General features: G+C 52.8%; 22 protein-coding genes. All 22 read left to right on the forward strand.

The window, feature by feature from the left end; translation table 11 throughout:
* Positions 1-115 precede the first annotated feature (115 nt).
* The 22 genes from EBA_RS09880 to EBA_RS09985 all read left to right on the forward strand — a co-directional run bounded on the left by EBA_RS09880 (position 116) and on the right by EBA_RS09985 (position 13,931).
* Complete coding sequence (locus EBA_RS09880) at positions 116-517, forward strand: DUF4260 domain-containing protein (RefSeq protein ID WP_192374568.1); 402 nt, start codon at positions 116-118, stop codon at positions 515-517.
* 36 nt (positions 518-553) lie between these two features.
* Complete coding sequence (locus EBA_RS09885; protein WP_192374569.1) at positions 554-1,237, forward strand: class I SAM-dependent methyltransferase; 684 nt, start codon at positions 554-556, stop codon at positions 1,235-1,237.
* A gap of 40 nt (positions 1,238-1,277) precedes the next feature.
* A complete protein-coding gene (locus EBA_RS09890) occupies positions 1,278-1,760 on the forward strand; it encodes a GNAT family N-acetyltransferase (RefSeq protein WP_192374570.1) in 483 nt (160 codons plus the stop codon).
* 41 nt (positions 1,761-1,801) lie between these two features.
* Positions 1,802-2,368, forward strand: a complete 567-nt coding sequence (locus EBA_RS09895; RefSeq protein ID WP_192374571.1) for a hypothetical protein — start codon at positions 1,802-1,804, stop codon at positions 2,366-2,368.
* 107 nt (positions 2,369-2,475) lie between these two features.
* On the forward strand, positions 2,476-3,135 hold the full coding sequence (locus EBA_RS09900; protein WP_192374572.1) for an HAD-IA family hydrolase: 660 nt from the start codon (positions 2,476-2,478) through the stop codon (positions 3,133-3,135).
* 84 nt (positions 3,136-3,219) lie between these two features.
* Positions 3,220-3,945, forward strand: a complete 726-nt coding sequence (locus tag EBA_RS09905) for a class I SAM-dependent methyltransferase (RefSeq protein WP_192374573.1) — start codon at positions 3,220-3,222, stop codon at positions 3,943-3,945.
* Between the two features lie 14 nt (positions 3,946-3,959).
* Positions 3,960-4,361, forward strand: coding sequence for a GFA family protein (locus EBA_RS09910; RefSeq protein ID WP_192374574.1), 402 nt, complete (start codon positions 3,960-3,962; stop codon positions 4,359-4,361).
* 26 nt (positions 4,362-4,387) lie between these two features.
* Complete coding sequence (lspA, locus tag EBA_RS09915) at positions 4,388-4,879, forward strand: signal peptidase II (protein WP_192374575.1); 492 nt, start codon at positions 4,388-4,390, stop codon at positions 4,877-4,879.
* Complete coding sequence (locus EBA_RS09920) at positions 4,876-6,372, forward strand: amidase (RefSeq protein WP_192374576.1); 1,497 nt, start codon at positions 4,876-4,878, stop codon at positions 6,370-6,372. The genes lspA and EBA_RS09920 overlap by 4 nt, the downstream gene beginning before the upstream one ends.
* A complete protein-coding gene (locus EBA_RS09925; RefSeq protein WP_192374577.1) occupies positions 6,360-7,184 on the forward strand; it encodes an alpha/beta fold hydrolase in 825 nt (274 codons plus the stop codon). The genes EBA_RS09920 and EBA_RS09925 overlap by 13 nt, the downstream gene beginning before the upstream one ends.
* 19 nt (positions 7,185-7,203) lie before the next feature.
* Positions 7,204-7,893: a CTP synthase C-terminal region-related (seleno)protein gene (locus EBA_RS09930; RefSeq protein WP_192374578.1), complete on the forward strand. Its 690-nt coding sequence runs from the start codon at positions 7,204-7,206 to the stop codon at positions 7,891-7,893.
* Positions 7,890-8,180: a DUF1330 domain-containing protein gene (locus tag EBA_RS09935; protein WP_192374579.1), complete on the forward strand. Its 291-nt coding sequence runs from the start codon at positions 7,890-7,892 to the stop codon at positions 8,178-8,180. Before EBA_RS09930 ends, EBA_RS09935 begins: the two co-directional genes overlap by 4 nt.
* 41 nt (positions 8,181-8,221) lie before the next feature.
* Positions 8,222-8,611 carry a tautomerase family protein gene (locus tag EBA_RS09940; protein WP_192374580.1) on the forward strand — a complete coding sequence of 130 codons (390 nt, stop codon included), beginning with the start codon at positions 8,222-8,224 and terminating at the stop codon, positions 8,609-8,611.
* A 29-nt stretch (positions 8,612-8,640) separates the two neighbouring features.
* Positions 8,641-9,273, forward strand: a complete 633-nt coding sequence (locus EBA_RS09945; protein ID WP_192374581.1) for an FMN-binding negative transcriptional regulator — start codon at positions 8,641-8,643, stop codon at positions 9,271-9,273.
* Positions 9,274-9,297: 24 nt separating this feature from the next.
* Positions 9,298-9,771, forward strand: a complete 474-nt coding sequence (locus tag EBA_RS09950) for a GNAT family N-acetyltransferase (RefSeq protein ID WP_192374582.1) — start codon at positions 9,298-9,300, stop codon at positions 9,769-9,771.
* Positions 9,772-9,937: 166 nt separating this feature from the next.
* Complete coding sequence (locus EBA_RS09955) at positions 9,938-10,093, forward strand: hypothetical protein (protein ID WP_192374583.1); 156 nt, start codon at positions 9,938-9,940, stop codon at positions 10,091-10,093.
* 94 nt (positions 10,094-10,187) lie between these two features.
* Positions 10,188-10,793 carry a DUF6624 domain-containing protein gene (locus EBA_RS09960; protein ID WP_192374584.1) on the forward strand — a complete coding sequence of 202 codons (606 nt, stop codon included), beginning with the start codon at positions 10,188-10,190 and terminating at the stop codon, positions 10,791-10,793.
* Positions 10,757-11,932 (forward strand): alpha/beta fold hydrolase, encoded by a 1,176-nt coding sequence (locus EBA_RS09965; protein WP_225616085.1) that lies wholly within the window; start codon positions 10,757-10,759, stop codon positions 11,930-11,932. The genes EBA_RS09960 and EBA_RS09965 overlap by 37 nt, the downstream gene beginning before the upstream one ends.
* Positions 11,933-11,955: 23 nt before the next feature.
* Positions 11,956-12,645 (forward strand): glutathione S-transferase family protein, encoded by a 690-nt coding sequence (locus EBA_RS09970; protein ID WP_192374585.1) that lies wholly within the window; start codon positions 11,956-11,958, stop codon positions 12,643-12,645.
* 95 nt (positions 12,646-12,740) lie between these two features.
* A complete protein-coding gene (locus EBA_RS09975; protein WP_192374586.1) occupies positions 12,741-13,142 on the forward strand; it encodes a GFA family protein in 402 nt (133 codons plus the stop codon).
* Between the two features lie 107 nt (positions 13,143-13,249).
* Positions 13,250-13,426, forward strand: coding sequence for a hypothetical protein (locus EBA_RS09980; protein WP_192374587.1), 177 nt, complete (start codon positions 13,250-13,252; stop codon positions 13,424-13,426).
* Positions 13,427-13,481: 55 nt separating this feature from the next.
* The gene (locus EBA_RS09985; protein ID WP_225616087.1) at positions 13,482-13,931 is read left to right on the forward strand and encodes a tautomerase family protein; all 450 of its coding nucleotides are present in this window, start codon (positions 13,482-13,484) and stop codon (positions 13,929-13,931) included.
* Positions 13,932-13,960: the final 29 nt, after the last annotated feature.

Consider the following 13,960-nt stretch of genomic DNA (forward strand, 5'->3'; position numbering starts at 1 on the left):
ATAAGTAAGCTGTGCGCCCATAACCTGTCAATACTGACAGTTGTTAGAAGACCTCAACCTGAGTTGTAATTAACCCAAAATAATCAGTTTCTATGTAGAAACTGCTGGAGTCTAAATGCTAGGTGAAACAACAGGTACCGTTCGTGTTTTATTGCGACTGGAGGGATTTTGCATGCTGGTTGCCGCCTGCATCGCTTACGCAAAACTCGATCTGGACTGGAGTACTTTTGCTCTCTATTTCCTGGTGCCCGATATCTCTTTGTTCGGTTATTTCGCCGGCGCCAAGGTTGGCGCCATTAGCTATAACACCGCACACTCATACCTCGGTGCCATTGCCTGCTTGGTGATCGGTTTTACGGTTCCGTCTCCGACCCTTCAATGTGCCGGTTTAATTTGGTGCGCCCATATCGGTTTTGACCGGGCGCTAGGTTATGGACTCAAGTATTCGGCGGGATTCGGTTTTACCCATCTTGGCCGCATCGGGCGATTGGCTGCCAAACATTCAGAAGCGCAATAACCGGGCTTAAGACCCGAAACAGGTAAGGAACATAGGATGGCTTTTACACTCGACAAGGTCGTACCCTGGGGACGATCATACGCGGAATATGTCAGCATGTTTAGCCTGACCGAGGCCGATCTGGGTAGTCATATTTTGGGGTGCGGTGACAGGCCGGCCGGATTCAATGCTGAACTGACCAATCGTGGCGGACATGCCGTTTCATTTGACCCTGTCTACATGTTTGATGTCGAGCAGATCAAAAGCCGGATTGCCGAGACCTACGAAACTGTGATGGCTCAGATGCGTATCAATCAAAACGACTACATCTGGGATGCCATACCATCGATAAAGGCGCTCGGAAAAATCCGCCTGTCGGCCATGGATTCTTTCCTCGCCGATTTCGAGTTGGGCAAGCAACAAGGCCGATACGTTGCCGGAGAGTTACCTGTGCTGCCTTTTGAAGACAGACAATTCGATATGGCCTTGTCGTCGCATTTTTTGTTTTTGTACAGCGCACACTTGTCGGCAGAATTTCATTTTCAGGCGCTACAGGAAATGTTGCGTGTAGCCCGGGAGGTGCGGATATTCCCGCTGCTGGCGCTGGATGGGGCAATTTCGCCTTATCTTTCCCTGGTCTGCGACGAATTTGCCAGCCGAGGATTTGACGTACAGATCGTTAAGGTTGATTACGAATTTCAACGCGGCGGTAATCAGATGTTGGTCATCAAGCCTAAATAACGAGCCAGGAATAAAGCAACGACCACAGGTGAGTGAGCAAATGACATTGGAGTTTATACAAGCAACGCCAGCCCACCCAGAAATTATAAGTTCGCTGGTCGTCCGGCTTACCCAGGAAATTTGTGAGCGCACGCATGCGCAGCATTTTGATATTGACTTGGCGGGTACGGTTCAGCGCTGTGCCGAGCTGTTATCGGCGGGGCACTATGCGGCTATTGTCGGCTGGTCGGATAATGTTCCCGTTGCCGTTTCGACCATGACCGAAACCTATGCCTTATATGCCGGCGGCAAGGTAGGCGTTATTCAAGAGTTTTACGTTATTCCAGAGTTTCGCCGTTCGGGTGTCGGCGCGCTGCTGATTGAGCAAGTCAAAAATCTTGGTCGGCAGCGCGGTTGGTCGTGTATGGAGTTATGCACACCGCCACTCCCGGAATTCGAGCGGACATTAAGTTTTTATCAGCAAAATGGTCTTATGCCGGTCGGCGGTCGGAAAATGAGACAGAATTTAGCTACCAATCACTAAACACGCATGCGCTTTGCGTTAGTTGCCATGGAGGAAGATTGATGAAATACAGTAGATGGATAGCCGTGATTTTCCTGTTAGTGCCGATTTCCGCGTTGGCTTTTTTCAAGCCTGTTCGGGTACTGGTCCCTGAAGCATTCGGCGTCCGTTGCAACGCACAAAACCTATGCATGGACGATTTTTCTCAGCTTGCGAAGGCGGAATCACTACTCCACGACTCGAAAATTTATCTTGCCACGCAATGGGGCTTGTCTATCGGCGAGCCGAAGATCATCTTTTGTAGCACGGAGCAATGCCGGTCCGTATTCGGCCTATCAAACAAGGCAGGATTCACCTTGGGCAGTTTTGCTATCGCCATCGCGCCGCGAGGTTGGCAGCCACACTACGTGGCGCATGAGCTCATCCATCATTGGCAAGCCGATCAATTCGGCAGCTTGGTGCTGCTAAGCGGTGAGCAGTGGCTGACCGAAGGCATGGCCTACGCGCTGAGCAACGATCCGCGTAGGGAATTGCATCAACCCTTTGAATCCTACCGTCGACAGTTCAATGACTGGCATAAACGCCATGCCGATATGCCACTCAAGGAATCGCTGGGCGGGGCACTTTAAAATGGCGTCGAGGCTTAGTCATTCCCGATTTCCAATCCGTCCAAGCCGCAAACATCGGACATATCGTCGGTCTTGGTCCGCTTGAGACGCGTAACCAGCTTCTCGCTATGAACAATATTTGTGTCATCTTCGATTTGGACGGTACGTTGGTCGACAGCGAGGGACTGGGCAATCAAGCCTTTCTCGATCTGCTTCCGCAATTGAATGATTCACTGGAAACCTTGACCGAACGCTATCGCGGCCAAAAACTAAGCTCGATTATGATTGATCTTGAAAACCGCCTTGGCCTAACGCTGCAAGATTCGTTTGAACAGCAGTATCGCCAGCGTGTTGCGGAACTTTTCGCGTGTGATTTGCAACCCATGCCGGGTGTGTTGGACATGCTCGCCACCCTGAACGCGTCAAAGTGCATTGCCTCCAGCGGACCGCTTGCGAAAATCCGTCAGACCCTGGAAGTCAGCGGCCTCGCTGCTTATTTTGCTGACAATCTATTCAGTTCCTATGAGATAGGTTCTTGGAAACCCGATCCGGGCTTATTCCAATATGCCGCCAAAGCGATGGGCTTTGTGCCTGATCAGTGCGCGGTGATTGAGGATAGTAAAGTGGGGGTTGAGGCCGCATTAGCGGCAGGTATGACACCGCTTTGCTACGTACAGACCGGCGTGACCAATTCGTATCAGGCCGCGGGTCATGTTGTATTCGATGACATGTCCCAGCTGCCGCAACTACTCGAGCAATTTGCGAATACAATCCAGTTCAACCGTTAGCCATTCAGACTGCAGAGTCAGTTATAGGCAACCGCATAAATCATGTGAAAATTTCGCCCGAATGAAAGACCACAGGAAAAAAGTATGACTGCAAAAGAACACTATGATCAGCATCTTGCCGACATTTATGCATGGATGGTTGGAGACTTCGACGCCAGGCAAAAAGAATTTCAACAATTCTTGGCGGCAAACAACCTGTCGCCACAGAGTACCTCAATCGCCTTAGACCTGGGGGCAGGGCATGGTGTACAAAGCGTGTCCTTGGCCAAATTGGGATATACGGTAAAAGCAATCGATTTTAACCAACAGCTGTTATCCGAATTGATCGACAACTCGCAGAGGCTTTCCGTTATCGGCTTTAATGACGATATTCGTCAGGTGAAAGAATATGCCGATCCCAAACCTGAACTGATTGCTTGTTGCGGCGACACATTGACGCATCTCGAAAGCTTGGATGACATCAGGCAATTGATTATCGATTGCTGCGAATCGTTAATTGAAAGCGGAAAACTGGTTTTATCTTTTCGAGATTATTCAACGCCACTCACGGGCGATCAACGCTTTATCCCCGTAAAAAGTGACGACACCAAAATACTGACCTGCTGCCTGGATTATGAGGCAGACCGGGTGCGGGTGACGGATTTGTTGCAGATTAAAACGGAGAACGGCTGGCAGCAAACAGTGAGTTCCTACTATAAAGTCCGTGTCTCTCCAGACGATGTCGCGAAAATCCTTGCCGATTTTGGCTTAAGGGTGACGTTTAACGAAGTCGTCAACCGCATGACGACCATCATAGCGATTAAACCCTAACTTCGAGAGATTGTATGAGCGAATTTAAAGGCGGTTGCATGTGCGGCGCGGTTCAATACGCAGTGAAATCCGAGCCGCGTTTGTCTTTTTTATGCCAATGCAGGCAGTGTCAACGAATCACCGGCACAGGCCATTCGGCCGAATTTGTGGCATTGGCAAAAGACACAATGATTTCAGGAGAGCTGAAATTTTACGAACTGACTGCCGATAGCGGCAATACCGTTACTAGCGGCTTTTGTCCGACTTGCGGCAATCCGGTTTTAAAGAAATCGTCGGGTTATCCGGGCATGCTGTTTTTCCATGCTGCCTCCTTAGACAATCCTGGTTTGTTTAAGCCGCAAACGGTTTTTTGGCACGCAAGCCATCCGCCCTGGGACTTTGTAGATCCAAGTCTTGAATTAAAAGAACACGTCTAACTTGAGGAAACACCGAAATGAGCATGATGAAACGCGCACTCCTGGTCTTTATTGTGTTGGTGTCCTGCGTCGGTTGCGACCAGGTCACCAAGTCGGTAGCCCAATCGTTTTTATCCGAGACCGACGTCTGGTCATTTTGGGGAGATACTGTGCGCTTACAGTTGGCCCACAACCACGGTGCATTTTTGGGACTGGGTTCCTCATTGCCGGAAACCGTGCGCGACGGCATATTTTCGTTTGGTATCGCCGGGATGTTAATGGCTTTGCTATTCCTTACGCTGTTTTCAAAATCGGCCTCGCCGGCCTTGATCCTGGCATATGCGCTGTTGTTGGCAGGTGGATTGGGTAATCTGATCGATAGATTGATATACAGCGGATATGTGGTGGATTTCATCAACATCGGCATTGGGCCAATCCGCACCGGCGTGTTCAATGTCGCCGATGTGGTGGTGGTCGTTGGCGCGTTGATGTTGTTTACCGGCATTCCCCGTGCTAACAAACGGCTGCATGAGCAATGAATCCGTTCAGCGAATATCCGCAATACGATGCCTTGGGGCTGGCGCAGTTGGTGCAATCCGGCGAGGTTACGGCTGGGGAATTGCTGAAGGCTGCTCAGGTGCGTTTGGCTGAGTTCAATCCGTTACTGAATGCCGTCGTCACGCCGATGGATGAATTGGCGGAATCGCTGGTGAAAAACCTAGGCAATCGTGGACCGTTTACCGGCGTGCCGTTTCTGGTCAAGGATTTGATGCTGCGTTTCGCTGGCGTCACTATGTCGAACGGCAGCGTGGCGATGAAGGATTATCGTCCCGCTGCCGATAGCGAAATGGCCGCCCGGCTCAATGCCGCCGGTTTGATTACCTTTGGCAAGACCAACAACTCCGAGCTAGGCGCATCGGGGCTGGCCAACAACGCCGTGTTCTGTAGCACCTGCAACCCCTGGGATTTAAGCCTCAATTCGGGCGGCTCCAGCGGCGGTAGCGCCGCTGCTGTGGCCACACGCATCGTGCCTATGGCCTATGCCAGCGACGGCGGTGGATCGATCCGGCTGCCGGCTTCCTATTGCGGCATTTTCGGTTTCAAACCGTCCCGAGGCTTGAACCGCTTCGAAGATTTATCGAAGGCGTGGGGCGGGGCTGTGGTCAGCCATGTCTGCACGATCAGCGTCCGCGACAGCGCCGCCTATCTGGATTGGGTGTCCGGCAACACCGACCAAGCTTACTCCGCGACCAAGCCGCCGCCCCAGTCTTATCTATCTGCCGCCACGCAGCCAGCGAAACGGCTGAAAATTGCGCTGATCAAGCAAGCGCCTGTCGAAACCTTAATACACCGCGACTGTCTCTCCGCTGCAGCCAAAGCCGCCAAACACTGCGAAGCACTCGGCCATGTGGTGGAGGAGGCGGTCTGGAATTTCGACGGCCGCGAATTGATGCGCGCCTTTCTAACCGTGATTTTTTACTATACCACGCGGGATGTCGCCAACATGGCGCAACTGCTGGAGCTGACCGAGCCCGAACTGGCCATCGAGTTGAACACCCGGCTGCTAGCAGCCATCGGCAAAGGCGTGAGCGACGAACAGCTGCAGCAGGCCTTGGTTGTCTGGCAACGGATCGCCGCACGGTTGGCGGATTTTCATCGCCGCTACGACATTATCCTGACGCCGACGGTAGCCAAGCCGCCGTTGGCGTCTGACGCCCTCGATCCCAATGTTGTGGAACGATGGCTGATGCTCGGACTGCTGGCAACCGGATTGGCCGACAAGCTATTCTCCGACCGCTTGCTGGATGCGATCATCAGCAAAGCCGTGCAGCAAACGCCGTTCACGCCGCTTGCCAACATCACCGGCCAACCGGCCATGTCGGTGCCGCTGTATTGGAGCGGCGACGGCTTGCCGCACGGCGCGCAGTTCATGGCCGCCGCCGGTCACGACCGGCTATTGTTGCAACTGGCCGCCCAGCTTGAACAGATCGAGCCTTGGAAACACAGGATACCGCCGTTATGCCATCCGTAAAATTCAGCCAATTCGGCGCCGCCGACGGCCAGCCGGTGATTTATTTCCACGGCACGCCGGGTTCGCCGGACGAATGCGAAATTTTTGATCATCTTGCCAAACAACATCGGCTTACCATCATTTGTTACGACCGCTCGACCATAGCCCCTCGCTTGCAAGGCGATGCTTACTATCAATGCATTGCCGATGAGATTGCCAAGAAGGTTGGCGATAAACCCGTCGATTTTATCGGCTTTTCAATCGGCGCTTTCATTGCCTTGCAAGTTTGCCGGGCAATGAACGGCAAAGGGCGCAGTTTGCATTTGGTTTCCGCCGCTGCGCCGCCGGATGCCGGCAACTTTATCGACGCGGCGGCGGGAAAAGCCGTTTTCCGGCTGGCTCAAAATCATCGCTCCGCATTTCTGTGGTTGGCTCGGATGCAAGGGTGGCTGGCGAATAGATTTCCCCGCCTATTGTTGCGAATGTTATTTTCCAGCGCGTCCGGCGAAGACCAAGTGTTGCTGGCCGATCAGGCATTTCGGACCACCATGACCCGAACGCTCAAAACTTGTTTCAAGAGCGATACGCTAGGTTACGCTCGCGACGTCATTGCCTACGTGCAGCCCTGGAAAGCGGCGCTGGCCGATATCAACGTCGATACTCAGATCTGGCACGGCGCGGAAGACAATTGGTCGCCGCTTCCCATGGCGGATTATTTGGCATCGGCGTTACCGGGCTGTTCGAAAATCACGGTACTGGACGGACTTTCCCATTATTCTTGTCTGTATCGAACCGCACAGGCGATCTGTCGATCAATCGAAACCCTAAATTAACCAAGAAACTGACCCAGCCATGACTTTATCAATCGCCTTGCTCGGCGAATATACGCCGACATTTCCACCGCATCTGGCGACCAATGCCGCCATCGAGCATGTCAAAGCGGCTTCCGGTTTGGATATTAACGCCGACTGGATTTCAACTGAAGACATCGACCAAACCCTGTTCGAACGTTACGCCGGCATCTGGGTGGCGCCCGGCAGCCCGTACCGGAATCTGGACAAAACCCTGGCGGCGATTCGTTACGCCCGTGAAAACGGCATTCCATGCTTTGGCACTTGCGGCGGTTTTCAACACATGATTTTGGAATACGCCCGCAATGTGCTGGGATTTAAAGACGCGCAGCATGCCGAGTACGATCCCTATGCCTCCGATCTTTTCATTTCGAAGCTGGCTTGTTCTCTGGCTGGGCGGCAGTTGCCGCTGACTTTCGAACCCGGCTCGCGCGTCGCCGACATCTACGGTGCGTTGACCGCAACCGAACAGTATTACTGCAATTTCGGCATCAACCCGGAATTTATTGAGGTATTGAAACAAGGCCCGTTGCGTATCACCGCCGCCGATGCCGAAGGCGAAATTCGGGTCATCGAATGGCCGGATCATCCCTTTTTCATCGGTACGCTGTTCGTGCCGCAAGCCCGATCCACGCCGGAGCAGCCGCATCCTTTGGTTGAGGCTTTTTTAAGAGCCGTGGCAAAACTATGAATGCTTATCTCATTTTGGATCTAACGGTTCATGATTTCGATCGATTCCAAGAATACATCTTGAAAATACCGGCATTGATAGAAAAACATGCCGGAAGGTACGTGGTTCGAGGCGAACAGCCTACCGTGATTGAGGGTGATTGGCAGCCTGAACGGGTCGTTGTCATCGAGTTTCCATCACGAGAACAAGCGAATGGCTTTCTTCAAGACCCCGAAGCGCAAGCGCTATTTTTATTACGCCATCAAACGACCACCAGTAAACTCGTTTTAGTGGATGGATGTTTGTAACGCACCAGTAAAGCCCAACATAACAACGGTTAGATTATCAAATGGCACAAATCAAAATCTACGGAATTAAAGACCATCTCAATCCCATCAAGCGGCAATTGTCCGATGTGATTCATGACTGCGTGGTGGAAGCCTTGCAGTTTCCGCAAGACAAGAGGGCGCACAGATTCTTTCCGCTGGAAAAAGACGACCTGTTCGCACCCATCGGCAGGACCGACGCCTATACAATCATCGAGATCAGCATGATCACGGGGCGGGAAGTCGCCACCAAGAAAAAACTCATTCGTTTACTGTTCGACCGCATTCAGGAAAAAATCGGCATCGCCCACCAGGACATCGAAATTTGTATCTATGAAAGTTCCGCCTGCAATTGGGGATTCCGCGGCATGCACGGCGACGAAGTGGTCTTGAATTACAAAATCAATGTCTAGCGGCATCAGCATTTAAACGGCAAGCATCAATGTATATCCCCAAACATTTCGACGAACCCAGAATCGAGGTTATGCAAGCCTTGATGCGCGACTATCCGCTGACGACCTTGGTTACCTTGTCCGCCAGCGGCCTGAACGCCAACCACATTCCGCTGCATTGGGTGGAGGAGGACGGTTCGTCTTACGGCGGCTTGCGGGGCCACATCGCCCGCTCGAATCCGCTATGGACGGACTTTGATCCGCAAACCGAAGTACTGGCGGTGTTTCAAGCCGAAAATGCTTACATCTCGCCGTCCTGGTATGCGAGCAAACCGCAAACCGGCAAGGTGGTGCCCACCTGGAACTACGCCGCCGTGCATGCTTACGGCAAGCTACGGATTATCGACGACCCGGCCTGGATTCGCCGGCAATTGCAGGCCATGACGGATGAGTTCGAAGCCGGTTTCCCAGAACCTTGGTCGGTAGCGGACGCGCCGGCTGATTTTACCGAACGCTTGCTCACGCAGATTGTCGGTATCGAAATTAGCGTAACTCGGCTGCAAGGCAAGTGGAAAGTTAGCCAAAACCAGCCGCCGGAAAACCGCAGCTGCGTGATCGAAGCGTTGCGCGAATCGGGCCAGCAGGCTATGGCCGATTTGGTGGCTGATGCTGCTAAACACTAACGCCAACTATTGATGGAGGCCGTCATGAAGCCATTTTCCGTTCGCCAAGCCACGCTGTCCGACCTGGATGCACTCGTTCCGTTATTCGACGCTTACCGCCGGTTTTACGGTAAATCTAGCGATCCGCATGCGGCGAAATCGTTTTTGCGGGATCGATTCGAACACGGCGAATCGGTATTGTTCCTGGCCGAGCAGGACAATAGAGCCACCGGCTTTGTTCAGCTTTACCCCAGCTTTTCGTCCGTCTCGCTGGCTCGAACCTACATTCTCAACGATCTATTTGTCGATGCCGGATTTCGTAGACAAGGTATTGCCGGTCGGCTCATGGCTGCGGCAGTCGAATATGCAGCCGCCTTAGGGGCAGTCCGCCTGAGCTTGTCGACGGCAGTAATCAACACCGAGGCACAGGCACTTTATCGAAGAACCGGTTGGACGCGTGACGAACAGTTTTATGTCTATCATTTGCCGATACCGGCCATTGAACCTTTAAACGACTAAGTCGGGAATGGTTTATATGATGGATTTGGTTTGAATCGGGAAATTTTTATCGTGGTCAGTTGCTGGCAAGGTCCCTTCAACGATTCATTGATGCGGACTGGTACAGAATTAGCCGGGATGCTGGTTAATGTTGTTCCTTACACTTATTAGGTAGGAGAAGAGTTCTATGAAACATCACATCATCACCGCAACGATTTTAGTGTTGGCTGTGGCGTGTTATCTGGCCGGTTATTCCGGTATCGGTAACGCCGCTTTCATCGTTGGTGCAGGCTTCGAGACGTGGTTTTGGATTCGGCTGTTGATCAAACGTCCGTCCGCTTAAAGCTGCTTCATGTTGGACGCTGATTGACAGACGGATAGTTGACCGGTCGGCACCAGCTGAAGTGCCTCTTACTAATTGCTAAAACAGAGCCCCGATGCATCACTCAAACGAAACCTTAAGCCAGGAACTGGTGGCGATGGCAAAAAACGACCTGTCGGTACGCGAGGCGTTGGTCGCCGATGGCTCGCTGGGCCGAGCTCTCTACCATCCGCGCATGGAAGCCGTACATATCGGTAATGCCGCTCGTCTTGCGGACATTATCGAAGAATATGGTTGGCCCGGAAACCATCTTGTCGGCGAGGAGGGGGCGTGGGCCGCTTGGTTGATCGCGCAACATGCCATCGGCAATCCGCCATTGATGCGGCATTGCCTGACTTTGCTGAAGCAAGCCGCCGCCAGCAACGACGTGATGCCTTGGCAAGCGGCGTTTCTGGAAGACCGTATTCGCATGTACGAAGGAAAGCCGCAAATTTACGGAACCCAATTTCAACCGAGTCAAAACGGGCAACTCGAACCTTATCCGATTGAGCATCCGGAATCCGTCAACGATAGACGGCTTGCGGTCGGCTTGAATACCCTCGAGGAACGAACCGCCGACTTAACCGCGCAAAGCGCTCGCGAGAATATGCCGACACCGCCCGATTTGGATCAGCAATATCAAACATGGCTTTATTCCGTGGGCTGGAGGATCGCAAGTTGAAACCCAGCAACCGGCTTGGGCATTGTTCGCATGGCATGAACCATCCAACTTTTCGGCGGTGTTTACGCTACTGTTTTTTCGGCTCGGCCATCGTCAGTCTCACCGCACTTGCGGGAGCCGTTTACCAAACCGGAACAACCGTAGCCGACCTGGCCGCATTCCCACCGCCAGGGCAGATGATTGCGGTCAACGGCTTGAATCTCCATCTTTACTGCCTGGGTTCCGGTTCGCCAACGTTGATTCTCGAAGCGGGCCTAGGCGAAAACGTGTTGAGCTGGTATCCGGTTCACGCCAAGCTTGCCCAGACTATGCGCGTTTGCGCCTACGACCGCCCAGGCCTGGGCTGGAGCGACCCCGTCGACGCCGCCATCCAGCCGGAAGAAGTGGCTGAAAACCTGAAGGCCTTATTGCACAACGGCGGCATTGCGCCACCGTTTGTGCTGATCGGCCATTCGCGGGGCGGAATTTACGTGCGTGCTTTCTATCACCGGTTTCCCGAGCAGACGCAAGGTATCGTCCTCGTGGATTCGACGCATGAACAAAGCCCCATGCATCAGTATCCCTACGCCGTCTGGGATTATCGGAAACAAGCCCTGCAAATTGCAATTGCGGAACCGTTGTCGCGGCTTGGTATCGTCAGGCTGCTGGGCATCGTAGACGCTGACCGCAGGCCATCTCCGCTACCGGCTGAAATCCTGGCCGCGAAAACCGCAATACAAAACCGCACCGATACCGCTCATGCGGTGGTCAATGAAATTGCCGTGATGCGCCAAGGGCTCGATCCAGCGACTCCGCCGCCAGGCAGTTTAAGCAATCTCCCGTTATTGGTTCTAACCGCCGGCAACCTGGTGAATTTGGCTATAGTCGCGCGCGAAGCGGTGAGATCGGGCAAAGATGTCGAAACGGAAAAGGCGCTTGCCGAAATTCAACAGGCCGAACAAGATGACTTGGCCCGACTGTCCAGCCATTCGCGGCATATCATCGTCAGCAACAGCGGCCATTTCATCATGCAGGATCGAGCCGATGAATTTGTCGGCGTGGTGCGCGAATTCGTGAAAGCGTTCAATTTGACATCGGGTAGCAACCGCCAACACCATTCTTCCGCCGGGCTTATACCGACCGGCAAAATAGATGGTTAACAAACCAAGGAGAGCTATCGCTCATGTTCGAACTCTACATCGCCAATAAAAATTACTCGTCATGGTCGCTACGGCCCTGGATACTGATGCGCGAACTCGGCATTCCGTTTATCGAAAAGCTCGTCCCGTTTGCCGGAACGAATCAAGCCAACGCCTTCCGCCATTTTTCGCCAACCGGAAAAGTGCCCTGTCTGATCGACGGCGAAACCGTCGTTTGGGATTCGTTGGCCATTACAGAATACTTGGCGGAGCGAAGCCCGGCGGTTTGGCCGGCCGATGCAATGGCTCGTACCTGGGCACGTTGCGCGGTTGCAGAAATGCACTCCGGGTTTCAGGCGTTGCGGGAGTGTTGCACCATGAATTGCGGATTACGGATTCGCTTGGCATCGCCTTCGCAGGCCTTGGCAAAGGATCTGACGCGGCTGAATGAATTATGGCAAGAGGGCCTAACTCGCTTTGGAGGACCCTACCTGGCCGGGCCGGTGTTTACCGCCGTGGACGCTTTCTTCGCGCCCGTCGCGTTTCGCGTCCAAACCTACGGCTTGGAAATGGATCCGCCTGCGCGCTCGTATGTCGACCATTTGCTATCCTTGCCGGCCATGCGTGACTGGTATGCCTCGGCACTCAACGAGACATGGCGCGACGAAGAGCATGACCAGATGGCCCGAAACGCCGGAACTTGGCTGAACGACTTTCGCGTCGTTGGTCAATAACTTCGGCTGCACGAATTTAGCAAGTTCTTGAAAGACGCGAATCGGCCCAGCCGAAGGCATTAGAACCATCCCAAAAAACCAACAGGCAAGACGACATGATCAAAAAAGTAGGCAACACCATCATCAACGCCAAACACAGCGCCACCTGCCATTGCGGTGCGGTGGAACTCGAACTCGATCTTCCCGACGGCATCGTCGATCCGCGCCGTTGCGATTGTTCGTTATGTCGGCGCAAAGGCGCAATTATGGCGTCGGTGCCGCTTTCGGGATTAAAGGTCGTTAAAGGTCAAGAGTTCTTGAAGCTTTACCAATTCAACACCATGAGCGCCAAGCATTATTTTTGCTCGATTTGCGGAATTTATACCCACCACCAACGCCGATCCGCGCCTAGCTTGTACGGTTACAACGTCGCCTGCCTGGAAGGTGTTAATCCCTTTGAACTGGGGGAAGTGCGAACCGGTGATGGTATAAATCATCCTGCTGATAGGCAGAGATAATTAAGTCTTATCGCCATGGCGTTTGAAAATGCTGAAAGCAAGGCCGTCGTAAGTCGGCTAAAAGGTTATTGTTGTTCGTTAAGCGTAATACGGAGGAGAACTAGGATATGAAACACATCATCACCACAACAATTTTAGTGTTAGCCGTGGCGTGTTATCTGGGCGGCTATTCTGGCGTCGGCAACATTGGATTTGCGATTGGTGCAAGCTTGGAGACTTGGATTTGGATTCGGATTCTTATCAAGCGGCCTTCCGCCAAATCGGATTCATCGTCGACGATTTGATAATGGTCTTTCGTCTCGTTTTTTGGAAGGGTATCGTTACCCTTTTGATCAATCATTGCAACCAGACAAGACGTCGGTTGCCAAATCGCTGAAAAGCCAAGGAGTAGAAATGCCAAGTGTGCTGATTGAAGTCCGTCGCCAATATACGCCAGCGCAAGGAATTGCCCTGATGGAAGCCGTGCACATGGCTTTACGCGAAGCGTTCAAAATTGTCCCGGGTGATAAGAATGTTCGACTTATTGTGCATGAACCGCATCGCTTCGCCTATCCGCCTGCGAGAGAGCAAGCGGATTTTTATACCCATATCAGCATAGACGCCTTTGCAGGCCGCTCGCTTGATGCCAAGCGAAATCTGTACAAAGCCATAGTGACCAATCTCGAGCCATTTGGCATACCTCCTGATCATGTGAAGATTTTGCTGAGAGAAATCCCCACAGAGAATTGGGGTATTCGAGGCGGGCTAGCGGGTTGCGATGTTGATCTGGGTTTTAAAGTTGACGTGTAACAAATCCTCAACGCCGATCCAAACCTCAG

Source organism: Methylomonas albis (assembly GCF_014850955.1).
Classification (GTDB): domain Bacteria; phylum Pseudomonadota; class Gammaproteobacteria; order Methylococcales; family Methylomonadaceae; genus Methylomonas; species Methylomonas albis.